This window comes from Mucilaginibacter sp. cycad4 (assembly GCF_034263275.1).
Taxonomy (GTDB): Bacteria; Bacteroidota; Bacteroidia; order Sphingobacteriales; family Sphingobacteriaceae; genus Mucilaginibacter.
Genome location: NZ_CP139559.1, coordinates 6,594,899 through 6,617,633 on the forward strand (window position 1 = coordinate 6,594,899; position 22,735 = coordinate 6,617,633).

Here is a 22,735-nt window from a genome sequence, read left to right on the forward strand (position 1 = left end):
AAATCCGACATTAAAATGATCGAACATCCGAAATCCGATATAAAGTACAAACACATCTTCTTTGATCTTGACCATACTATCTGGGATTTTGATAAAAATGCCGAAGAGGCCCTGCATGAGCTATATGTTATTCACCAATTGGGTGAAATAGGTCTGCAATCTGCCGAGTTGTTCATTGAAACATATACCCGCAATAATCACCGCCTTTGGGCACAGTACCATATCGGCGAGATCACTAAAGATGAGCTGCGCGGGGCCCGTTTCAAATCAACTTTCACTGATCTTGGCTTACACCCGGATTTGATGCCGCTTGATTTTGAGGATGCTTATGTAAAACTTTGCCCTACCAAAACCAACCTGTTCCCCCACGCGCATGAAACACTGCAATACCTGCAATCAAAATATACCCTGCACCTGATCTCGAACGGGTTTAAAGATTCAACCCAGATTAAAATAGCCGGAACTGATCTGGCCAAATATTTTCAAAACATTATCATCTCCGAAGATGTAGGTGTTAACAAGCCTGATAAAGCGATATTTCAACACGCGCTTGATTTGGCCGGAGCGTCGAAAGAAGAAAGTGTGATGATTGGGGACAGCGTTGAAGCTGATATCCGCGGGGCGCTTAACTTTGGTATGGATGCTATTTATTTTAACCCTTTTAATGCAGCAAAACCTCATGATGTGCCGGTGCAGATTGCTCATTTAAAAGAGTTAACTTTACTTTTATGAGTATCGCCAAAGAACGTAAAGCCATTGATGCGGCCCTTGATGAATACCGCAAACAACTGGATGTTATCCCCGATGAGTTGTTTGATGTTACTCCGGCGGACGGCGGCTGGTCGTTTGCCGAGGTTTACAGCCATATTATGCAAGCTACACTGGGCTCATCCATAGCGCTTGAACGTTGTACCCATGGCAATTGCGAGCCAACTAAAAAAGGCATTAACTGGGAAGGCCGGATCCTGCTGTTGTTAGGTAAATTTCCGCCGGTTAAAACAACAGTCCCCAATGCGGTAAGTGATAAAATGGCTGCCAATAAGATCAGTAAGGAGGATGCCAAAAATCTGATCATCAAATGCCGCAAACGGGTTGATACTACCATGCCCCTCATTGCCACTTCTTCACCGGCCAATAGATACAAACACCCGCGCATGGGGATGCTGAACGCCAAACAATGGTTTAAGTTTATCCGCATCCATTTACAGCACCATTTAAAACAACTTAACAGGATCAAAAATAAATTTAATACAGCAAAGTAACCTTTTATATTTAATGTAGTCTTAACAGTAGGATAATGTTAAATTTCAGACATTTGTAAAAATCTTTGTAATGAATTTTGAGTATGCTTATTTGGTAGTTATAGGTTTGCTGATCCTGGTCGGCTGCTTCTATGCAAGTCCATATGAATTGACTGTTAACGAAGATGAGGACGACGAGTAGTCGTTGCGTTATTAATAAAAATGTTGTTTTCCGGCATATCTTGCCGGCCTGTAAAATAGCCCCTTAATTTAATGGCAAAACGCGAAGTTGATATTGTAGTAATATCTGATGTGCACCTTGGTACTTACGGCTGTCACGCAAAAGAATTGCTTAAATATTTAAAAAGCATCAAGCCCAAAATCCTTATCCTTAACGGCGATATTATTGATATTTGGCAATTTAGTAAATCGTACTGGCCCGAAGCGCACATGAAGGTAGTGCGCCGCATCCTGAAGTTTGTTACCGATGGCATCCCGGTTTATTATTTAACCGGTAACCACGACGAAATGCTGCGCAAGTTTACCGATTTTAACATGGGCACTTTTCAGTTACTTGATAAGCTCGTGTTAAATATCGATGGTAAAAAAGCCTGGATTTTTCATGGCGATGTGTTTGACGTTACTATGCAGCACTCCAAATGGCTGGCTAAACTCGGCGCTGTGGGCTATGATACTTTGATTTTGATCAACAGTTTTGTAAACTGGTTCCTTACCGCCATTGGCAGGCAAAAAATGAGCTTTTCGCAAAAAGTAAAGGCCAGCTTTAAGGAGGCGGTAAAATTCATCAACCAGTTTGAACAAACTGCGGCCGACCTGGCTGTGGATAAGCAATACGGCTATGTGATCTGCGGTCATATTCATCACGCCGAGATCAGGGAAATTACATCAACCCAAAACACGGGCTCGGTACTTTACCTTAACTCGGGCGATTGGGTGGAAAGTTTGAGTTCGCTGGAATATCACAACGGCAAATGGGAAGTGTTTAAGTACAAACCCGATGATTTCAATACAGACGCGGATGAAGATGACAAAACCGATTCGGAAGATTTGAACGCAATGCTTGATGTGAAAAACTTGTTGGAGCGCTTTAAACACGAACACGATTAAATTACTTACCGAAAACATTTTTCTTTACTAAATTACCCCCGTAAATATTGGTGCTGGGTAAACCAGTGTAAGCATTGTACCTGCATCGCACAATCATCATCCTTTTTGAAAAGAATTTATTTTAATGAAGATACTGTTTGGTATACAGGGAACAGGTAACGGGCATATAAGCCGGGCAAGGGAAATTGTCCCCCTGCTGCAGCAATACGGCGAGGTTGATTTGCTGGTGAGCGGCACCGAAGCCGAAGTGTCACTATCGCAGCCCCTGAAATATCGCTTTCATGGCGTAAGTTTTGTATTTGGCACTAATGGCGGGGTAGATAATTGGGCTACCTGGAAAATCATGAACCTTCGCCGGTTTCAGCGCGATCTGCGGAGCCTGCCCTTGAAACAATATAACCTCATCATCAATGATTTTGAACCTGTAAGTGCCTGGGCTTGTAAATTGCGGGGTGTACCGTCGGTATCCCTAAGTCACCAGTGTTCGTTTGTATCGCCAAAAACACCACGCCCCGAAAAAAAAGACCCTTTTGCTCAGTGGCTTTTAAAAAACTATTCGCCAACTACCTATCATGTAGGCTTTCATTTTGAGCGCTATGATAGTTTTATCAATACGCCTGTGATCCGCAGCGAGATCAGGCAACTGGAAACCTCTGATCTGGGGCATTATACCGTTTATCTGCCGGCTTATGATGATAAAACCCTGCTGAAGTATTTAAGCGCCCAAAAAGATGTTAAATGGCAGGTGTTTTCAAAACGGCAAAAGCAGGCCTATCAATCAGGAAACGTGGAGATCTTTCCGGTAAATAATGAGGCTTTTAACAAAAGCCTGGCCAGCTGCACCGGTCTGCTCACGGGCGGCGGTTTTGAAGGCCCTGCCGAAGCCCTGTTTTTACAGAAAAAGGTAATGATGATCCCTATGAAAGGGCAATATGAGCAGCAATGTAACGCGCTTTCGGCCTCCAGGTTGGGTGTTCCGGTGGTGAGTGAAATAAATGACAAGTTTAACGGCCATTTAAATAACTGGATCAACGATACCAAAAAAATTGTAGTCGATTTTCCGGATGAAACAGCCGCTATAGTTGATAAATTGGTAAAGCAATATGCAAGGCATTAAGCATTGCACTGTAAGCGGTTTTTCTGCTAATTTTACAGCCGCAAATACGGCCGCATATGATCAATCTTTTCAGGAACTATAATCCCCTCAATATTATATGGCTGGCTATTTTGCTGTTCGTGCTGCGGATAGGTTTCATGGCGCAGATCCCCGAAAAGGTTGAATTTATTTTTGTGGAACCCTTTGCCCGGTTGCTGGTACCCGTAAAATATGAATACGCGTTTTCGCCGCTGCTTAATGTAATACTGGCAGGCGGGCTCGTATTTGTACAGGCTTTATTGCTTAATTCGTTAATTAATCACCATAATTTATTAGGCAAACCAACTTTTTTGCCTGCGTTAATGTATATCACGCTTTCGGGCTTGTTTACCCCCTTTTTAACGTTAAGCGCCCCGCTCATTTGTAATTTTCTGCTCATATGGATGTTGTTTAAATTATTTAACCTGTATAAAGGGGAGGACGTTAAATCAACAACTTATGACCTGGGCTTGATTGTAGCGGTGGGTTCGCTTATTTATTTTCCGTTTATCTATTTGTTCCTGGTTATTTGGATAGCGCTTATGATATTCAGGCCGTTTAACTGGCGCGAATGGGTTATTTCCATATTGGGTTACGTAACCGTGTTTTTCTTCCTGGCGGTTATTTATTTTATGAATGACATGCTGCCCCGGTTTAGCCATATCTGGTCGCCCTTAGGAAAAAAATTCCCCGATCATATCAGCATAAATTCCTATAACTACCTGTTGCTGGCGCCGGTTATTGTAATATTGGTACTTTGTTTTTTTAAGCTGCAGCAAAATTTCTTTAAAAGTTACGTGCAGATCCGTAAAACGTTTCAGCTGTTGTTTTTTATTTTTTTGATCACCGCACTTTCATTTTATCTTAATTCGGAGTTTCGCCTGAGCCATTTTTTGCTTTGTGCAGTGCCGGTAACCGTGTTTTTTGCCTATTATTTTTTGTATGCAACAAAGCGCTGGTTTTACGAAATACTGTATTTGTTGTTGTTTATCAGCATCATTTACTTTCAGTTTAACAAATTTTAACTTTTACATTCGTCCTTATTTCGGCGGTTATGTTAGTTTTGTAGCCTGAAACTATAATAATAAGCTATTTAGGTTCAACCTCAATTTAAAAAATAATTCTGATGAAGTTTGGAGTAGTTATATTTCCCGGTTCTAATTGTGATGAGGATATCATATATGTATTAGAAAAAGTAATGGGTCAGCAAGTGGTAAGGTTATGGCATAAAGATCATGACTTACAAGGTGTTGACTTTGTTGTTTTACCCGGAGGGTTTTCATTTGGCGATTACCTGCGTTCGGGCGCTATTTCCCGTTTTTCGCCAATTATGCAGGAGGTTATCCAGTTTGCTGCAAAAGGTGGTTATGTAATGGGTATTTGCAATGGCTTCCAAATATTGACTGAAGCTGGTTTGTTGCCCGGCGCTTTATTGCACAACACCAACCGCAAATTTATTTGCCGCAACATTTACTTAAAACCGCAAACAACACAATCGTTACTTACTGCTCAGCTTGATCCTCAGCAGCCTTTAAGGATCCCGATTGCACATGGTGAAGGCAACTACTTTGCTGATGCCGATGTAATAAAAGCCCTTAACGATAATGACCAGGTAATGTTCAGGTATTGCGATGAGGCCGGTAATATCACCGCCGATTCAAACCCTAACGGATCATTGGAAAACATTGCAGGTGTTACAAACCTAAGCAGGAATGTATTTGGCCTAATGCCGCATCCTGAACGTGCTGCCGATGGTTTGTTAGCCAATGAGGATGGTTTAGCTATTTTTGAATCAATATTATCAATAGTTAGGGCCTGATGACCAGCCTGGTTATCGATATTGGTAATACGCTCATCAAAATCGCAGTTTTTAAACTGGATGAAATACTTGAGGTTAGCCAATATGAAACCATTGATATGCCGGTATTGGATGCTTTGCTTAGCAAATACAATCCTGTAAAGGCAATCATATCGTCGGTAAAAAAACATACGGAAGCATGGCAGGCCGGGCTGGGGCAAAAAATTTCGCTGATACATTTTAATACTTTAATGACCAGCGAAATAAATAACCATTATTTAACCCCGGAAACCCTTGGGCCCGACAGGCTGGCAGCTGTTATTGGTGCATATCACATGTTCCCCGATCAAAACAGCCTGGTAATAACCGGGGGTACGGCTATCACTTATGATGGTGTTGACGCTGCGGGAAATTATTTTGGCGGCAGCATATCGCCGGGCTTAAATATGCGTTATAAGGCTTTGAACAATTATACGGCGGGTTTGCCGCTCGTTGAAGCCGATGCCGGTTTTGATGCACCATACGGAAACAATACAACAACCGCTATCCGTTCGGGAGTACAAAACGGAATAAAATATGAGCTTGCCGGTTTTATCGAAAGTTATAAAACCGGGAACGGGCAACTGAACATTATACTAAGCGGGGGCGACAGCATTTTTTTTGATACTCTATTGAAAAATAGCATCTTTGCCCGCTACATAAAAATTGAACCATATTTGGTTTTAAAAGGATTAAACGCAGCTATACAAAAGCATAATGATTAAATATACCCGGTTTTTTATAACACTTTTATTGGCTGTTGCCGCTTTTTCAGCACATGCACAATCAACGGCAACTTCAAGCTCTCCATATTCACGTTACGGTATCGGCGATATTGATCCTCAACTGATGGGCCAAAACATAGGTATGGGGGGTATAGCTGTAGCTACCAATAAGATAGGCTTTTTTAACAATATCAACGTTATAAACCCGGCTTCATATGGAGCCGTTAATCTTACAACTATCGATGTTGGTTTGTATGCAAACTTTTTAAACCTGTCGCAAACCGGTTCGGCAAGTCAAAAAAACAGCAATTTCAGGCTTAACCATATCGCGTTCGCTATTCCCACTTCAAAACGTTCGGCTTTGAGCTTTGGTTTATTACCTTATAGCGAGCGTGGTTACAATTATAAAAAATCAGTAAGTAAATTAGGAACATCGGGTTCGCCTGCCGATACCAACGTGACAAATTATAGCTACAGCGGTGATGGCAGCTTATCAAAAGCATATTTTGGATATGGCTTTGGCATAGGTAAGCATTTGTTATTAGGTGCAAACGTATCCTACATATTTGGTAACATTAAAGATATTGCCACTACCGAGATCCCTGATCTGGCAGGCGCTATCAATTCAAAAATTGAAACGAGTAATGCCATAGGTGGTATAAATTACGATTACGGCTTGCAGTATTCATTTGATCTTTCCGAAACCAAGCACCTTGTATTTGGTTACTCGGCATCGGCAGGTACAAAGCTGCATACGCAAAGCAGCTTTATTGTTAGCCAGTATTTTAACGATGCAAACGGAAACCAGGACATAGCCGCCGATAGCGTGGTTAGTACAACCGGGCCTAAATCAAAACTGAAATTACCACAGATCAACAGGTTCGGGATCTCTTTCCAAAGCGATGGCAAATTTCTTGTCGGTGCCGATTACTCGATGGGTAAATGGTCCGACTTATCAATTGCCGGTGTAAACCAGGGCTTACAGGATAGTAAAACTTTCAATATAGGTGGTTCATATACCCCAAACATCGCAACTATCAGAAATTACCTTGCCACTGTTGATTACCGCATAGGTGCCATATATGATCAAACCTATATGCACATTAACGGTACTACAATTAAAAGGTATGCCGGTACTATTGGTTTAGGCCTTCCTTTACGTTCAAATAACGGCAGCTACTATAAAATCAATATCGCGGCAGAGATAGGTCAGCGCGGTTCGTTGGTTAATGGTTTAGTTAAAGAAAACTACGTTAATATCCACCTTGGCTTTACCCTTAATGATAAGTGGTTTACCAGGTATAAATTTGACTAATTCGCTGTCATGAGCCGCCCTGCAGTTAACATACCGGCTTTATGCCTGTTACTGTTGCCATTGGCGGCTTTCGTATCATCGTGCGAAAACGATCTGAAAAAGGTAAGGGAAATATCAGCGAATGAAGTTGATACCGTAGCCCAGCGTACTACAGGGCTTGATTTGATCATGAGCGATTCGGCCAGGGTGGAGATCCATCTTACTGCTCCCCTGATGATCGAATACCAGATCAAGAAGCCTTATAAAATTATGCCTAAAGGTGTAAAGATCGATTATTATGACCGCGGCACAGGTCAGTTTGCTGGTGACATTATTGCCGATACCGGTATTAACCGGGAGCAGGAAAAGCTTATCGAATTTCATGGCAATGTGGTTGCAACCAATGCCAAGGGCGAAACCTTTAAATCAAACGAATTATTTTGGGACCAGGTAACCAAGCGGGTTTACTCTAATAAACCTGTTCAGGCCACACTTAGCGGCGGTAATGTTATGAACGGCAATACCTTTGAAAGTGATGATAAGCTTTTAAACCCTACCTTTAAAAGCAGCACGGGCTTATTTCATGTAGATGAAAAAGCGACACAATAATGACTTTTTTTAACGGAAATTTTGTGTTATAGAATTTTGTTAAAAATTGTATCTTGCGCCCTCTTAAAAAGAATAGAATAATTATAAATGTAATATGGGTATAATGGGTTTTTTGCGCGAAAGGATGGGAAAGATTCTCGCATTCTTTATTGGTTTCGCGCTGCTTGCATTTATTGTGAGCGAAGTTGTAAGATCGGGCGGTTCCTTTTTCAGTAGCGATAGTAACGAGCTTGCCCTTGTTAATGGCGAAAAAGTGCCCTATGACAAATTCAACGAAAAGCTGGAGCAAAACTCCGCACAATTTAAACAACAGGGACAAAGTATCTCTCCGCAAATAGCAAGCTATCTGCAGGAAACTACCTGGAACCAGTATTTAAGTCAGCTGCTGATAGGCAAGGAGATTGAAAGGATTGGTCTCACCGTTGGTGATGATGAAATGAACGTAATGATCGGCGATAACAATCCCGATCCGCAGATAGCCCGCCAGTTTGCCGATCAGCAAACCGGCCAGTTTGACCGCAGCAAGTATGATCAGTTTAAAGCCTACCTACAATCAGGTAAAGCTGATCCAGCCCAGAAAAAAGCCTGGAGCGATTTTGTTATCGACCTGATAGAAGCTAAAAAAGCTACTAAATACATGACTTTGGTTACCAACGGTCTTTATGTAAACTCGCTTGAAGCTACAGATGATTACGAAGCAAAAAACAAGCTGGCTAACTTTAAATATGTATCGCTTGATTATGCTTCAATCCCTGATGCTAAAGTTACTTTAACCGATGCCGATTACAACGCATATTACGATGCTCATAAAGCTTTGTTTAAAACTCCGCAGGAGTTGAGGAATTTTGAATACGTTAGCTTCAACGCGGCTCCTTCAAAAGAAGATTCAGCGGCAGTTAAAGAACAGGCAGAGAAATTAGCGAATGAATTCAAAACTACTCCTAACGATTCGCTTTTTGTGCAGATCAATGCCGAAACCAAAGCGCCTTTAGCTTACCAGCGTAAAGGCAGCCTTGACCCTAAACTGGATACTACCATGTTTAGCGCAGCTAAGGGATTTGTTTACGGCCCTTACCTTGAAAACGGCAGCTACAAAGTAGCCAAACTGGTTGATACCAAAACTACTTTCGATTCGGTTAAAACCAGGCATATCCTGATCGATCTTGCGTCTGCAGGCGGTGAAGAAAAAGCTAAAGCCAAAGCCGATTCAATTAAAAAACTGATCCAGGGCGGTAAATCATTTGCCGAGCTGGCCACTACTTTTTCTGCCGATAAAGGCAGTGCTGTAAAAGGCGGTGAAATTCCTTCATTTGATGCTAATGGCTCAATGGGTGCCGGGCAGGGTAATTTAGTTCCTGAATATACCAATGCTGCTTTTAAAGCAAGTAAAGGTGAAATCCTTGTTGTAAAATCACAATTTGGCTACCACGTTATCCAGGTTGAGGATCAAAAAGGCTCTGTAAAATTGGTTAAAGTTGGTGTGGTTGATAAACCTTTAACCGCAAGCAGCAAAACTCAAACAGTAGCTTACAGCAAAGCCCAGGCATTTTTAGGCGCATTAACATCCGATAATTTTGAAGCCGAAGCTAAAAAAGAAGGTTTAAAACCCCGTACTGCCGAAGATGTTACTGCTATAGCTTCTGGTCTGCCGGGCTTAGATAACGCACGTGACGTAGTTAGATGGGCTTACAAAGCCGAAAAAGGCGATATTACTGATAAAGTATTTACCGTAGGCGATCAATATATAATAACCCGCCTTACCGAAATTAAACCTAAAGGTACATTGGCACTTGAGGCTGTTAAAAAGCAAATTGAGCCAATGGTACGTAACGAGGTTAAGGCTAAACAGCTAAAAGAGAAATTTGACTCGGCCCTTGGCGGCGGTGCTTCAATTGACCAGGTTGCTCAAAAAGTAGGCAGCAAGGTAGTTCCGGTTGAAAATATTGTGTTTGCTAATCCTATTATCCCCGGTCAATCTGCAGAGTATAAAGTTATCGGTTCAATATTTGGTTCGCCTGTCAACAAAGTTTCAAAACCTGTTGACGGTGCACAAGGCGTTTATGTATTTGTGGTTAACGGTTTCACTAACCCGCCGGCACTTACCAACGCTATTAAACAAAAAGAACAAATTAACCAGGCGCTTTTACAACGCTCACAAGGCCAGGTGCTGGATGCATTAAAAGATAATGCAATTGTAAAAGATAACAGGGCTAAATTTTTCTAAACAAAATTTAAAGTAAATTTGTATCCGGGAGTGGCATTAAGCCGTTCCCGGATTTTTTTGTTTTAAATAATATTAGTAATCAGGCTATAGCTTTAAGCTTTGTGCATTCTGCTATTAGCTTTCATATAGAAGATGATATGGATATCCAGGAAAACATAATAAATAAGGTAGCTCAAAGCGGCCTTGTTACCTTAGACCCGGCTTCTTTTTACCCTGCCGGCGACCGTGTTATTTATGATATAAAAGATAACCTGTTCCATGGCCTGATTCTACGCGAAAAGGATTTCAGGGACTTTATAAAAGAACATGACTGGGCGCAATATGAGGGCAAAAATGTAGGTATCACCTGCACTGCCGATGCTATTGTACCTGCCTGGGCATATATGCTGCTGGCTAACCGGATGGCCCCTTATGCCCGCGAAATTGTGTTTGGCGATAAAGAGGTATTGGAGACCGTACTTTTTGAAAAAGAGATAGCTAAAGCCGATTTTGAACAATACCGCGGGCAGCGGATTGTGCTGAAAGGTTGCGGTGATACTGAAGTACCGGTATCTGCTTATGTTGAACTGACTAAAAAACTAAGTGCTGTGGTTAAAAGCCTCATGTTTGGCGAGCCTTGTTCAACAGTGCCTATCTATAAGCGTAAGGACTAAGTATTTAAGCAGCAGTACGCAATAAAAACAAGTTTAAACCATTTATAATAGCAGTTGTCATATCACAAGCCCTGCTAAAAAGGGCTATTAATCAATGAAGAAACTGCCGATAAATAAATATTTTTTTACTGTACTGCTTTTTATAGCCTGCTGCCCGGGCGGATTTGCCCAGGAGTTGAAAAAGATCAATGAGCCGATCTTTAAAGCAGGCGAACAACTGGACTACAAGATGAAATATGGCTTTTTTACCGCTGCCGAAGCTACCATAAAGGTAGAGGCAAGCGATAAAAAGTTTAATGACCGCCCTGCATTTCATCTTGTTGCCGAAGGAAAAACCGCCGGCTCTTTCGACCTGTTTTACAAGGTGCGTAACCGCTACGAATCATACGTGGATCAAGCAACGCTGATGCCCTATTTTTATACCGAAAACAGGCGCGAAGGCAAGTACAGGCATACGGACAATGTTACCTTTGATCAGAAAGACAAAAAGGTAATGGCAAATAAAGGAACATTTGAATATAAAGGGGAATCCTTCGACTTTGTATCAGCCTATTATTTTGCCCGGGCTATTGATGTTTCAAAACTGCACCAGGGCGATGTTTTTGATCTGCAATACTTTCTGGAGGATGGTTTTCACAGTATGCAGATAACCTATGTTGGTACCGAAACGGTTGAATGTTCGCTTGGTAAGTTTAATTGTCTTAAATTTAGCCCGGCTATTATTCCGGGGAGGATTTTTCGAAAGAACAGCAAGTTGTACCTTTGGGTTACCAACGATAAGAACAGGATCCCGGTAAAGGCTCATGTTGAGGTGCTGATAGGCAGCGTAACAATGGACCTTAAATCGGCTACCGGACTTAAATATCCTTTGAACCCTATTAAAGATTGATTTTAAAAAGATAATGATTGAGGTTGGCAATGTATTACTGCACGAGGATGTAGTAAAAGAAAATTTTGTATGTAATTTAAATAAATGCAAAGGTGCCTGCTGTCTTGAAGGTGATTCGGGCGCGCCACTTAATGCCGATGAACTTGATATCCTGAAAGAGATCTACCCCAAGGTAAAACCTTATCTTACCGCAAAAGGGATCAAAACCATTGAAAAGGACGGTGTGTATGTTACCGATTTTGAAGGCGATTATACCACGCCCTGTGTTGATACCAACAAAGAATGCGCCTATGTAATATGGGAAAACGGCATTACTAAATGTGGAATTGAAAAAGCTTATGAGGAAGGTGCCGTTAATTGGAAAAAACCCATCTCATGCCATTTATATCCTATCCGCATAACATCTTATCCCGAGTTTGATGTTTTAAATTATGATCGATGGAATATCTGCAGCCCTGCATGTTCATTTGGGGACGAGTTAAAAGTACGTGTCCATGAGTTTTTGAAGGGCCCGCTCATCCGCAAATACGGCGCCGACTGGTATCGGGAACTGGAAGATACCGTAGCCGGGATCTAATTTTCAAACAGCCGTCTTTACCTATTTTGCCGGTTATTTAATAGTAGCGTAAACATAGTTGGCGCCTATATGTTGAGCGTTATGGAAGTAATTACAATAAAATTGGATATTATTGTACTGTACAATTTATGTACGCGGATTATTAATGAAAAAGGCTTTAATAACAGGAATAACGGGTCAGGATGGCGCTTATTTAGCAGAGTTTTTGCTGAATAAAGGTTATGAGGTACATGGGGTTAAACGCCGTTCATCATTATTAAATACCGACAGGATAGATCATTTATACCATGATCCACATGATACTGGCGCTAAATTCAGCCTGCATTATGGCGATCTCACCGATTCAACTAACCTCATCAGGCTAATCCAGGAAGTTCAGCCCGATGAAATTTATAACCTGGCGGCTCAAAGCCATGTAAAAGTGAGCTTTGAAACACCCGAGTATACAGCCAATGCTGATGGGGTTGGTGTGCTGCGCATCCTTGAGGCAGTAAGGCTTCTTGATCTAACCCAAAAAACACGCATCTATCAGGCCTCCACATCCGAGCTTTATGGTTTGGTCCAGGCGGTGCCGCAAAGTGAAACTACACCATTTTATCCTCGCTCACCTTATGCTGTTGCAAAACTATATGGCTACTGGATTGTAGTTAATTATCGCGAAGCCTATGGTATGTATGCTTGCAACGGGATTTTGTTTAACCATGAAAGTCCGGTAAGGGGCGAAACTTTTGTTACCCGGAAAATTACCCGGGCAACATCAAAAATAGCCCTGGGCTCGCAAAACTGTTTGTATGTAGGTAATCTTTCGGCTCAGCGCGATTGGGGGCATGCCAAAGATTATATTGAGGCAATGTGGCTGATGCTGCAGCAGGAAACCGCCGAAGACTTTGTAATAGCAACCGGTGTAACCACTACCGTGCGCGATTTTATCAGGATGGCGTTCATGGAGCTGGGTATCGAAGTTGAATTTAGCGGGAAGGATGAGAACGAGCGCGGAGTGATCATTGATATTGATGAGGAAAGGGCCATTGTGCTTGGATTGAACCTGGAGGCTTTGAGGTTTGGGCAAACGGTTGTAAAGGTTGATCCCCGGTATTTCAGGCCGACAGAGGTTGATCTGTTAATTGGAGATGCGACCAAAGCGTATACTAAACTGGGCTGGAAACCAAAATACGACCTGCAGGCACTGGTGACTGATATGGTACTCGCAGATCTGCACCTGGTAAAAAAAGACGAATACCTGAAAAAAGGCGGGTTTAACACACTTAATTATTTTGAATAACCAAGGATAAAACCATATAAACCATATATGAAGAGAATATTTACAAGCATTATTTTACTGCTTTTGATAAGCGGGCTTGCGAAGGCACAGTCGATATATCAACCTTACAATTACCAGTTTTACCAGAAACTAAATGAGGATGTTTATTCTACCAAAACAAGGGTGCATAGTTCATTAAGGCCATTTATGGTTGATGATTCACTTTTGAAAGTTCGCTATGATTCGTTGATGAACTTAAACGATCTAAAAGGGCGTTTTTTTAACGAGCATCAAATTGATGTTAAAAGCAGCAACTCCACCTTCTATGCCGATCTGTTGCCCGACTTTAATCTGAGCCGAGATTTCTCCGGCAAAAAGAATACCAATTTTGGTACGCTTGGGATCCAGCTGGGCGGTACTTTTGGTAAAAACTTTTCATATAATGTGGCTGGTTATGAAAACCGCGCGGTATTACCTGATTATTTACAGACCTACGTTAACCAGGTTGGCATAGCCCCGGGGCAGGCATATGCTGGTATTTACGGTAATGAATACCGCTGGTCATATATCACAGCTAATGTTTCTTATACACCGATAAAGTTTTTGAATATCAGCGCGGGCCGCGATAAAACTTTTGTTGGCGATGGCTACCGGTCGTTATTATTATCTGATTATGCGTCACCCTACCCATTTTTTAAATTAACGGCTACACTGGGCAATGTGCGTTATATGGCAATGTGGACTTATTTTGATGACCCGCTTTCGGTAAAAGTAGATAATGGGGACAGGAAAAAATTTGGCGTATTTCACTATTTAGACTGGAACGTATCCAACAGGTTATCGCTCGGCTTCTTTGATGCAGTAGTATGGGCAGCGAAAGATGATTTGGGCCATAAACGCGGGTTTGATTTTACTTACATCAACCCGGTGATATTTTTAAGGCCGGTTGAAGCTTCAAATGGTTCACCCGATAACGCTTTGATAGGGTTTACTGCTAAGTATAAGTTAACAGATGGCATTACCGCTTATGGCCAGTTTGCACTTGACGAATTTGAGTCTTCAAGCTTCTTTTCAAGTAAAGGGAGCTCACGTAATAAATACGGGTTTCAATTGGGTATAAGAGGTGCAAACCTGTTTAATGTTAAAGGCTTAAACTATTTGCTTGAAACAAACAATGTTAAGCCATATACCTATTCAGAACGTTCATCGGTAATCAATTATACCGAAAATGGTGAGCCAATAGGACATCCCTGGGGCGCTAATTTCCGTGAAGTGGTTGGCTTGCTTAATTATTCATACAAAAGATTTGATTTTTCAGGCGAACTCGACTATGGGCATTATGGGCTTGATGTTAATGGCTTGAACTATGGTAAAGACCCTTTTCAGGGTTATCGCGATCCGGCAAGGCTATATGGCAACTACACAGGGCAGGGGCTAACCACCAACATGGTTTACCTGGAAGGTAAAGTAGCATATTTAATTAATCCTAAATATAACTTGAGGTTTGAGCTTGGCGGCCTGGTACGCCGCGATAAGAACAGCCAGTTTAATGATAAAACATCCATGCTGACTTTTGGTATCCGCAGCTCATTCCGTAGTATTTATAACGACCTGGCGAGCTATAAAGCGCATTGATGATATAATCAATCTTATACCTGTAAGAATGAATTTTACTTTTAGTATATTTGGGTATGATCAGGACAGTGGTGAAGCCAAGTAATCGTAACATATCAATTAATTTACCGGAAGAATTTGTTGGTAAACAAGTGGAGGTTATTGCTTTTACCATTGAAGAAGCCGATAGCGCTACCGAGAGTATGGACAATATCACAACTCATTTTGCTACCGAAGCAGTTTTAGCTAAAAGTTGGTTAACAACAGCAGAAGATGAGGCATGGCAGGATTTGTAAAGGGAGATATTGTAGTTATTCCATTTCCTTTTTCTGACTTATCTGGTAGTAAGAAGAGGCCCGCTTTGGTGTTAGCCCACTTACAAGGCGATGACATTATATTATGCCAGATAACGAGTCAGCAAAGCAAAGATATGTATGCTATTGCTATTGATCAGACTGACTTTGCAAGCGGATCTTTGCCGGTGGCCTCAAATATTCGCCCATCACGTATTTTTACTGCTGATAAAAAAATAATCATACGCACAGTCGGAACATTAAAACGAACAAGCTTCACGAAAGTTTCAAGTGCGCTTATCAAGCTTTTAACATAAATAAAATAAGCTTGCTTAACTACTGGCCCAGGTTATTCCTAATTTTTCGAAATGTTAGGCTTATTCTCCCGTTCTCAGTATCCGATGGAGGTATGGTGTGTTGCCATTGCGTTTGAACTTCTTGTGTCATATATATCAGGCTACCTGGAGTAAGCTTATAATTCACAAATTCATCCTTATTTTCGATATTCCGGAACCTTAATGTACGGGGCTCGCCGACAGAAACAATTGCGACTCCGGTGTCAGGATACAAAATATCTGTTTGGTCGGAGTGGAAACCCATTTTAGCCCTGCCATCTAAATAATAATTGATAAGACAGTTATTTGCCGTGAAATTAATGATAGGAGCTAATTTACTGATTATAACCTCTAATTGGGGCAGCAACGGTTTGTAAGGATAACTTATTTGCGAATAGTTATAAGCCTCTCCATAACTGGCCGTTTTACGCGCAGCCATTCGTTCATCCCAGTAGGTGTTTACAGTTAGAAAATCGAATAATTCGATAGGCTCTTTAATGAAATTTTCAACATAAAGTATCCCGTTCATCTATCGAAAAATGATTTAATGGTAAATTTGTTTGTACTGTGAATGAACGTTTATGATGCTATCGTATTTACATTCCGCTTTTCGGCCATGTTGCGTACCTGTTGTGCTATGGCATTGGCATCGAAACCACATTCGGCCCAAAGCTCGGGTTGGTCGCCATGTTCAATGAACTTGTCAGGAATACCTAAGCGTTTTACCTGGATATTTGTGTAGCCGTTATCAATCATAAATTCAAGTACCGCGCTGCCCATGCCGCCTTCTATGCAGCCGTCCTCAACGGTAATTACTTTATTAAACTTTTGGAATACGTCATGCAGTAAAGCCTCATCAAGCGGCTTTACAAAACGCAAATCGTAATGTGCCGGATTATAACCTTCGGCATTAAGGTCGGCAGTAGCTTTAACAACTTCGTTGCCGATAGCGCCAATAGACAGGATAGCCACATCGTCGCCATCGCAAACCTTACGGCCTTTGCCTACGGGGATAGCTTTGAACGGGCGCTGCCAGTCAACCATAACACCGTTACCGCGTGGGTACCTGATTACAAACGGCCCCATGTTTTGCTGCTGGGCAGTATACATCAGGTTGCGCAGCTCTTCCTCATTCATTGGTGCCGATACCACCATATTGGGGATACAACGCATAAAGGCCAGGTCATAAGCCCCATGATGTGTAGCTCCGTCGGCTCCGGCAAAACCGGCACGATCAAGGCAAAATACTACGTTGAGCTTTTGTATGGCAACATCATGGACCACCTGGTCATAAGCCCGCTGCATAAAGCTGGAGTAAATGTTACAGAACGGAACAAGTCCCTGAGTGGCTAAGCCTGCGGAGAAAGTTACCGCATGCTGTTCGGCAATACCCACGTCAAACGCGCGGTTTGGCATGGCTTTCATCATCAGGTTTAATGAACAGCCTGATGGCATAGCCGGCGTAATCCCCATGATCTTAGGGTTTTGCTCGGCCAGTTCAATTATGCTATGCCCAAACACATCCTGATATTTAGGAGGTTGTGGCTTATCGTATTTGGCTTTTTTTATCTCGCCGGTAATTTTATCAAACAAACCCGGGGCATGCCACTTGGTCTGGTCTTTTTCGGCTAAAGCATATCCTTTACCTTTTACCGTGATGCAATGCAGTAATTTAGGGCCTGGGATATCACGCAGGTCCTTCAATACTTTTACCAGGTGGTTTACATCATGCCCGTCAATAGGGCCAAAGTACCTGAACTTAAGCGCTTCAAAAAAGTTGCTGCGTTTAAGCAGGGTTCCTTTAATGCTTTTTTCAAGCTTTTGGGCTATTTTAAATGCATCCGGGCCAATTGACGACAGTTTGGCAAGTACATGTGCAATATCATCCCTGAAACGGTTATACGGTTTTGAGGTGGTGATATCGGTTAAATATTCTTTCAATGCACCAACGTTGGGATCAATAGACATGTTATTGTCATTGAGGATTACCAATAAGTTGGAGTTTTCGATACCGGCATGGTTCAGGGCTTCAAAAGCCATACCCGCGGTCATGGCCCCATCGCCAATAACGGCTACGTGCTGCCTGTCTGTTTCTCCTTTATAATGGGAAGCAACCGCCATGCCCAGCGCGGCTGATATCGAGGTTGATGAGTGGCCTACGCCAAAAGTATCATATTCACTTTCTGAACGTTTTGGGAAGCCGCTGATACCGCCGTGGATGCGGTTGGTATGAAACTCGTCACGGCGGCCGGTAAGTATTTTATGTCCGTAAGCCTGGTGGCCAACGTCCCAAACCAACTGGTCGTAAGGTGTATTAAGCACATATTGTAGGGCTACGGTGAGTTCAACCACACCCAGGCTGGCGGCAAAATGGCCGCCGTTAACTGATACTACGTCAATAATATACTGGCGTAATTCCTTGCATACCTGTTCAAGCTCGTTTTCATTAAGTAGCTTTAAATCAGATGGATAATTTATTTTTTGTAATAAATTCCCGGCCGGTACCTGCATTGACATTCGTAAGGATATTTAACCTGCAAAATAAGGTAATTATTGTTAAAGTAAGGGTATATAAAGATATTAAATTACTTAACAAACAAGATATGCCAAACAAAATGACAAGCTAAGGCATATTATAATGGCACATAAAAACATCGAATTGTTTGTTTTTAATTCTGAAAGCCTGTGTTTTGCAGCTTAATTCTTGCTGTGTTGAATCCGGCCGAAATGTTTATTTTTGACCGGATTTTATGACCGACGATAGTTTTGCCATTAGGTTACCCCAGTTTGAAGGCCCGTTTGACCTGCTGCTGTTTTTCATTGAACGCGATGAGCTGGATATCCACGATATCCCGATAGCAAAAATTGCCGATGATTTTTTGAACTACCTGCACCAGATGTCGAGCCTCAATATGGAAATTGCCAGCGAATTTATTTTCGTGGCGGCAACACTTATGCGTATTAAGGCCAAAATGCTGTTGCCGCGCTATGGCACCGAGGAAGCAGGCGATGATCCTGATACCAAAGAAAACCTGATCAGGAAACTTATTGAATACAAAAAATTCAAGGAGGTGTGTGAAGAGATAAGGCCGATGGAGGAAGAGCGTTTTAAACAGGAAAAGCGGGGTAATATCAAACATGACCTTGAGCAGGTTGAAAAAGTGGCTGTCCCCGGCGAAGAATTATCTGAGCTAACCCTTTATCGCCTCATGGTTGTTTATGAGCGAATGGTCCGCAATTTCAGCAGGCGCAGCGAGGAAGTAAAGCATACAGTAGTACAATATCCTTACACCATCGAAAAACAAAAAAAAGCGGTTGCCGATCTGCTCAGGATCAATAAAATGCTCGATTTTAAAGCCATCGCCAAAGAATCTGAAAACAAGGTTCATTTTGTATATAACTTTTTGGCCGTGCTTGAAATGCTGCAGCAGGACCTGATAGATATCCAGATAGGATTGGGGTATAATAACTTTTGGATCTCGCCGAAGGCAGATATTACGGCAGAAAGCTAAAGGCCGAAAGCCCAGCGTTTTTCGAGGATACATTAAAAGTTTTAAACCTTTGGTTGTGGGTTTTCAGTCAATAAAGATATAGTAAGTTGCAAACTCGTTTTTGCAAAAAAGAATTATCTTTAAAACTTTAAACTATTGCACCTGAACCATGCACTTCAAAATATTTATAATTGGTGTTTTAAGCTTTTTTTTGTCACAAATTCAAGTACTATACGCACAAATAAAACCCGCTTCTACCTCTATTCAGATTTTTGGCGCCTGCCAGAATTGTAGTACCGTTAACCAAACTCAAAAAACTACAGTTAATGTCGCTTCAAAAATTAATGTCAGCAGCAATAAACGGGTTCCAGATGTACTTTCCGCAATCCGCACAAATGCTGCGGCTCCTCAAGTGCAGTATTCTGGTAATTTCTTTACGGTTAGCACATCATATGGCATTCCATCCGCTTCAACCAGCATTACTGTAACCGGTAGTAATTTGCAGGGCGGCATTACTGTTACTGCAGCTAATGGGTTTGAGGTAAGTGTTGATAACATTAATTTTACAAATAGCATTGCCGTGGGAGCCGCCGGTTCGGTATCTGCTACCGTATATATCAGACTATCGGGAAAAGTTAATGTAGGCCAATACAATGGTAATTTTACATTGGCTACAGCAGGGGCGCAAGACCAGGTTGTAAATATATCGCGGGGTACGGTTGTGCCGACCCAATTAAATGTATGGGGAAAGGTTGTTAAAGTATATGGCGATGAATTTCCGGTAACTGTTTTATTCTCCAAGGGTGATCCGGGGTTTATTACCAATATGCCCGGTTTACAAAATGGCAACACCGCCAAATCCATCAAATTTACTTTTAGTGGAGGCCGGGCTGCTACCGATCCGGTCGGCGATTACTCGGATAAGGTTTCGTTGTCCGACTTTCAGGGCGAAAATGGATTTTTAGCCAGCAATTATGATATCCATTATAATGGAACAAATCAAATGAATATCGTTCCGGCTCCGCTCACTATTACGGCTACCGAAGTAACTAAAGCCTATGGTACAACGCTCAGCGATGGGCCAAAATCGGATGGGTTCAGTTCTGTCGGATTAAAGAATTTTGAAAACATAGGCAATGTAACCATGCATTATGGTGCTGGTGCTGAAGCTTCGGCCGCGGTAGGCACTTATCCACTTTCCGTCATTCCAATCGGTGCCGGAGGCGGAACATTTTTGCCCGGCAATTATGATATTACTTATCAGTCTGCCGATTTAAAAGTACTGCCGACAGGCCCAATATTGCACGACCTTGGGCAATTATACACTATGCAAATCGTTTATGGCGATGGTGTCGGGTCGTCGTCTGCCAAAATACGTGTCTCGGGCGAGTATCTTACTGATAATGTTATTGTAAACGCACCGGATGGATTTATTATTAGCCTTGATGACAGAAACTTCGGCAAAACGGTTCAATTATCACCAAATGCTTCCGGAGCTATACCGGGGGCCACCATTTATATCAGGTTAATGCCTACCGCACAGGTTAAACAAACCTATGATAGTAACGTAATATTTACTACAGCCGGAACAAGTTTAACCGCACATGTGGTAGGTACGGTTATTCCGGCCCCGCTTACTATAACCGTTATCAATGTAACCAAGCCTTATGGCACCACACTTGCCAATATCCCGTCGACAAGCAATTTTACAGTTTTGGGGTTAAAAAATAATGAAACGGTAGGCACCATCGCTATAAAATATAGCGATGGTGCACAGGCAACAGCAGCGCAGGGCTTTTACTCGGGTTCGGTTATACCTTATAATGCGGGTGGCGGCACGTTCTCGCCGGATAATTACACAATAACATATTTACCCGCCGATTTAACTGTTGGTCCGCCGGCACCGTCTATATCTTATGCGGGGCAGCAGGTAACACTTCAAACGGTATATGGTACAGCTTCAATGGCGCAGGGTATCGATATTTCAGGCTCTAATCTTACGGGTAATATTATCGTAACAGCGCCGTCAGGTTTCCAGGTAAGCAACGATAATAATATTTTTAATAACTCTGTTACGCTGTCGCCGGTAGGCGGTTCAGCTTCTTCAATGGTTTATATCAGGTTAACTTCAGATGCCACGGCTGGTAATCATACCAGTAATTTGAACGCGAGTTCTGCGGGCGCACAGGATCTTGTAATACCGGTTATTGGCAACGTCACACCCGCTCCGCTCGTTGTTAAAGCAATACCGGTTCTTAAAATTTATGGGGAAAAATTAGTTAATGGTAGTTCTGCTAATTTTGATGAGATAGGGCTTAAAAACGGAGAAACTATTAACAGTGTCACGCTTAACTACGGTGAAGGAGGTAACGCTGCTGCGCATACCGGTGTTTATGATTTATCAATAACCCCGTCGGGGGCTACCGGAGGCACTTTTAACCCGGATAATTACATAATACAGTATGTTCCTGGTGCAATAACGATCAATAAAGCGCCCCTAACCATTAAAGCTGACGATTTATCGAAGGCGTTCCTCAAATCTAATCCAACTTTAACAGTAACCTATACAGGTTTTGTTAATAATGACGGGCCTGCGCAAATAATACAACAACCTGTAATTAGTACAACCGCCGAAACCAGTTCAAACCCTGGTAAATACCCAATAATAGTTAGTGGTGCCCAATCAGATGATTATATTATCAGTTATATTCCCGGTGAACTGACAGTTTTTTTATCGTCGAAAGACATTAAAATATATAACACCTTTACCCCTAATGGTGATGGGGTTAACGATCAGTGGATTATTAACGATTTGCAATACTACTCAAATTGTACAGTAGATATTTTTAACCGTTATGGGTTGCAAATATATTTTTCAAGAGGCTACAGTCATCCCTGGGATGGTACTTACAAAGGAAAACCAGTGCCGACAGGTAGCTATTATTACGTTATTAACCCTAATGATGGAACAGCAAATAAGTTTGCTGGTTACCTGACTGTTTTAAGATAATATATTTATAAGGTGTCGTTGTATTTTGACTGATTTGAACATTTAACACTCGGCTTTAAATAATAACATTATTTATTACTTAATTTATTGGCAGCGGATATCGGTTATTGTATCGCATTTTTTTGTCAATGCTTTAACCTATGCTGAGTCCTACTTTAAAATTGGTGATCATTGCCTGTTTTTTTAATAACCTGCCCATTGGCCTACGTCATTATGCGAAAAATGGTTGAATAATTATGCTTATCGTATTGATTTGCCGTTATCACCATTTGTGACCTTTACTTATTCTGGTTAAAGAGGTTTTATTGCGCTGCAATGAAATAAAGTCATTATTGGGTCTGTCCGAAAATGATTTTTGGTCAGACCTCCCAATGCCGGTTCAACAAGCTATTGATAAAGCAAAAAATCAGCTCGATCAG

21 protein-coding genes are annotated in these 22,735 nt (G+C 41.8%); 19 read left to right on the top strand and 2 right to left on the bottom strand.

The window, feature by feature from the left end:
• Positions 1–15 precede the first annotated feature (15 nt).
• The 17 genes from SNE26_RS27270 to SNE26_RS27350 all read left to right on the top strand — a co-directional run bounded on the left by SNE26_RS27270 (position 16) and on the right by SNE26_RS27350 (position 15,797).
• Positions 16–732 (top strand): YjjG family noncanonical pyrimidine nucleotidase, encoded by a 717-nt coding sequence (locus tag SNE26_RS27270; RefSeq protein ID WP_321556996.1) that lies wholly within the window; start codon positions 16–18, stop codon positions 730–732.
• Positions 729–1,262: a DinB family protein gene (locus tag SNE26_RS27275; RefSeq protein ID WP_321556997.1), complete on the top strand. Its 534-nt coding sequence runs from the start codon at positions 729–731 to the stop codon at positions 1,260–1,262. The genes SNE26_RS27270 and SNE26_RS27275 overlap by 4 nt, the downstream gene beginning before the upstream one ends.
• A gap of 252 nt (positions 1,263–1,514) precedes the next feature.
• Positions 1,515–2,369, top strand: a complete 855-nt coding sequence (locus SNE26_RS27280; protein WP_121234085.1) for a UDP-2,3-diacylglucosamine diphosphatase — start codon at positions 1,515–1,517, stop codon at positions 2,367–2,369.
• 124 nt (positions 2,370–2,493) lie between these two features.
• A complete protein-coding gene (locus SNE26_RS27285) occupies positions 2,494–3,486 on the top strand; it encodes a glycosyltransferase family protein (protein ID WP_321556998.1) in 993 nt (330 codons plus the stop codon).
• 56 nt (positions 3,487–3,542) lie between these two features.
• Entirely contained in the window at positions 3,543–4,529 is a 987-nt protein-coding gene (locus SNE26_RS27290; protein WP_321556999.1) for a DUF6427 family protein, read from the top strand.
• 101 nt (positions 4,530–4,630) lie between these two features.
• Positions 4,631–5,323, top strand: coding sequence for a phosphoribosylformylglycinamidine synthase subunit PurQ (gene purQ / locus SNE26_RS27295; protein ID WP_321557000.1), 693 nt, complete (start codon positions 4,631–4,633; stop codon positions 5,321–5,323).
• Positions 5,323–6,066 carry a type III pantothenate kinase gene (locus SNE26_RS27300; protein ID WP_321557001.1) on the top strand — a complete coding sequence of 248 codons (744 nt, stop codon included), beginning with the start codon at positions 5,323–5,325 and terminating at the stop codon, positions 6,064–6,066. Before purQ ends, SNE26_RS27300 begins: the two co-directional genes overlap by 1 nt.
• The gene (locus SNE26_RS27305) at positions 6,059–7,381 is read left to right on the top strand and encodes a hypothetical protein (RefSeq protein WP_321557002.1); all 1,323 of its coding nucleotides are present in this window, start codon (positions 6,059–6,061) and stop codon (positions 7,379–7,381) included. The genes SNE26_RS27300 and SNE26_RS27305 overlap by 8 nt, the downstream gene beginning before the upstream one ends.
• Before the next feature lie 9 nt (positions 7,382–7,390).
• A complete protein-coding gene (lptC, locus tag SNE26_RS27310; protein WP_321557003.1) occupies positions 7,391–7,969 on the top strand; it encodes an LPS export ABC transporter periplasmic protein LptC in 579 nt (192 codons plus the stop codon).
• Between the two features lie 103 nt (positions 7,970–8,072).
• Complete coding sequence (locus SNE26_RS27315; protein WP_321560059.1) at positions 8,073–10,193, top strand: SurA N-terminal domain-containing protein; 2,121 nt, start codon at positions 8,073–8,075, stop codon at positions 10,191–10,193.
• A gap of 137 nt (positions 10,194–10,330) precedes the next feature.
• Entirely contained in the window at positions 10,331–10,846 is a 516-nt protein-coding gene (locus SNE26_RS27320) for a DUF2480 family protein (protein ID WP_090534980.1), read from the top strand.
• A gap of 94 nt (positions 10,847–10,940) precedes the next feature.
• A complete protein-coding gene (locus SNE26_RS27325) occupies positions 10,941–11,735 on the top strand; it encodes a DUF3108 domain-containing protein (protein ID WP_321557004.1) in 795 nt (264 codons plus the stop codon).
• A gap of 13 nt (positions 11,736–11,748) precedes the next feature.
• The gene (locus tag SNE26_RS27330; protein ID WP_110586754.1) at positions 11,749–12,312 is read left to right on the top strand and encodes a DUF3109 family protein; all 564 of its coding nucleotides are present in this window, start codon (positions 11,749–11,751) and stop codon (positions 12,310–12,312) included.
• Between the two features lie 145 nt (positions 12,313–12,457).
• The gene (gmd, locus tag SNE26_RS27335; RefSeq protein ID WP_321557005.1) at positions 12,458–13,594 is read left to right on the top strand and encodes a GDP-mannose 4,6-dehydratase; all 1,137 of its coding nucleotides are present in this window, start codon (positions 12,458–12,460) and stop codon (positions 13,592–13,594) included.
• Between the two features lie 27 nt (positions 13,595–13,621).
• Positions 13,622–15,208, top strand: coding sequence for a gliding motility protein RemB (locus SNE26_RS27340; protein ID WP_321557006.1), 1,587 nt, complete (start codon positions 13,622–13,624; stop codon positions 15,206–15,208).
• Between the two features lie 56 nt (positions 15,209–15,264).
• Positions 15,265–15,483: a hypothetical protein gene (locus SNE26_RS27345; protein ID WP_321557007.1), complete on the top strand. Its 219-nt coding sequence runs from the start codon at positions 15,265–15,267 to the stop codon at positions 15,481–15,483.
• Positions 15,468–15,797 carry a type II toxin-antitoxin system PemK/MazF family toxin gene (locus SNE26_RS27350; RefSeq protein WP_321557008.1) on the top strand — a complete coding sequence of 110 codons (330 nt, stop codon included), beginning with the start codon at positions 15,468–15,470 and terminating at the stop codon, positions 15,795–15,797. The genes SNE26_RS27345 and SNE26_RS27350 overlap by 16 nt, the downstream gene beginning before the upstream one ends.
• Before the next feature lie 19 nt (positions 15,798–15,816).
• Here SNE26_RS27350 and SNE26_RS27355 read toward each other — a convergent pair whose 3' ends face one another.
• Together SNE26_RS27355 and dxs are read right to left on the bottom strand one after the other, a co-directional pair.
• Positions 15,817–16,344 carry an alpha-ketoglutarate-dependent dioxygenase AlkB gene (locus SNE26_RS27355; protein ID WP_321557009.1) on the bottom strand — a complete coding sequence of 176 codons (528 nt, stop codon included), beginning with the start codon at positions 16,342–16,344 and terminating at the stop codon, positions 15,817–15,819.
• A gap of 50 nt (positions 16,345–16,394) precedes the next feature.
• A complete protein-coding gene (dxs, locus tag SNE26_RS27360) occupies positions 16,395–18,326 on the bottom strand; it encodes a 1-deoxy-D-xylulose-5-phosphate synthase (RefSeq protein WP_321560060.1) in 1,932 nt (643 codons plus the stop codon).
• Between the two features lie 239 nt (positions 18,327–18,565).
• On the opposite strand from dxs, the gene SNE26_RS27365 reads away from it, so the two are divergent.
• Together SNE26_RS27365 and SNE26_RS27370 are read left to right on the top strand one after the other, a co-directional pair.
• Complete coding sequence (locus tag SNE26_RS27365; RefSeq protein ID WP_321557010.1) at positions 18,566–19,327, top strand: segregation/condensation protein A; 762 nt, start codon at positions 18,566–18,568, stop codon at positions 19,325–19,327.
• A 190-nt stretch (positions 19,328–19,517) separates the two neighbouring features.
• Entirely contained in the window at positions 19,518–22,316 is a 2,799-nt protein-coding gene (locus tag SNE26_RS27370; protein WP_321557011.1) for an MBG domain-containing protein, read from the top strand.
• Positions 22,317–22,735 lie beyond the last annotated feature (419 nt).

Coding starts and splice junctions, on each gene's coding strand:
- SNE26_RS27270 (WP_321556996.1), top strand. CDS start 16: ATGATCGAACATCCGAAATCCGATATAAAGTACAAACACATCTTCTTT.
- SNE26_RS27275 (WP_321556997.1), top strand. CDS start 729: ATGAGTATCGCCAAAGAACGTAAAGCCATTGATGCGGCCCTTGATGAA.
- SNE26_RS27280 (WP_121234085.1), top strand. CDS start 1,515: ATGGCAAAACGCGAAGTTGATATTGTAGTAATATCTGATGTGCACCTT.
- SNE26_RS27285 (WP_321556998.1), top strand. CDS start 2,494: ATGAAGATACTGTTTGGTATACAGGGAACAGGTAACGGGCATATAAGC.
- SNE26_RS27290 (WP_321556999.1), top strand. CDS start 3,543: ATGATCAATCTTTTCAGGAACTATAATCCCCTCAATATTATATGGCTG.
- purQ (WP_321557000.1), top strand. CDS start 4,631: ATGAAGTTTGGAGTAGTTATATTTCCCGGTTCTAATTGTGATGAGGAT.
- SNE26_RS27300 (WP_321557001.1), top strand. CDS start 5,323: ATGACCAGCCTGGTTATCGATATTGGTAATACGCTCATCAAAATCGCA.
- SNE26_RS27305 (WP_321557002.1), top strand. CDS start 6,059: ATGATTAAATATACCCGGTTTTTTATAACACTTTTATTGGCTGTTGCC.
- lptC (WP_321557003.1), top strand. CDS start 7,391: ATGAGCCGCCCTGCAGTTAACATACCGGCTTTATGCCTGTTACTGTTG.
- SNE26_RS27315 (WP_321560059.1), top strand. CDS start 8,073: ATGGGTTTTTTGCGCGAAAGGATGGGAAAGATTCTCGCATTCTTTATT.
- SNE26_RS27320 (WP_090534980.1), top strand. CDS start 10,331: ATGGATATCCAGGAAAACATAATAAATAAGGTAGCTCAAAGCGGCCTT.
- SNE26_RS27325 (WP_321557004.1), top strand. CDS start 10,941: ATGAAGAAACTGCCGATAAATAAATATTTTTTTACTGTACTGCTTTTT.
- SNE26_RS27330 (WP_110586754.1), top strand. CDS start 11,749: ATGATTGAGGTTGGCAATGTATTACTGCACGAGGATGTAGTAAAAGAA.
- gmd (WP_321557005.1), top strand. CDS start 12,458: ATGAAAAAGGCTTTAATAACAGGAATAACGGGTCAGGATGGCGCTTAT.
- SNE26_RS27340 (WP_321557006.1), top strand. CDS start 13,622: ATGAAGAGAATATTTACAAGCATTATTTTACTGCTTTTGATAAGCGGG.
- SNE26_RS27345 (WP_321557007.1), top strand. CDS start 15,265: ATGATCAGGACAGTGGTGAAGCCAAGTAATCGTAACATATCAATTAAT.
- SNE26_RS27350 (WP_321557008.1), top strand. CDS start 15,468: ATGGCAGGATTTGTAAAGGGAGATATTGTAGTTATTCCATTTCCTTTT.
- SNE26_RS27355 (WP_321557009.1), bottom strand. CDS start 16,344: ATGAACGGGATACTTTATGTTGAAAATTTCATTAAAGAGCCTATCGAA.
- dxs (WP_321560060.1), bottom strand. CDS start 18,326: ATGCAGGTACCGGCCGGGAATTTATTACAAAAAATAAATTATCCATCT.
- SNE26_RS27365 (WP_321557010.1), top strand. CDS start 18,566: ATGACCGACGATAGTTTTGCCATTAGGTTACCCCAGTTTGAAGGCCCG.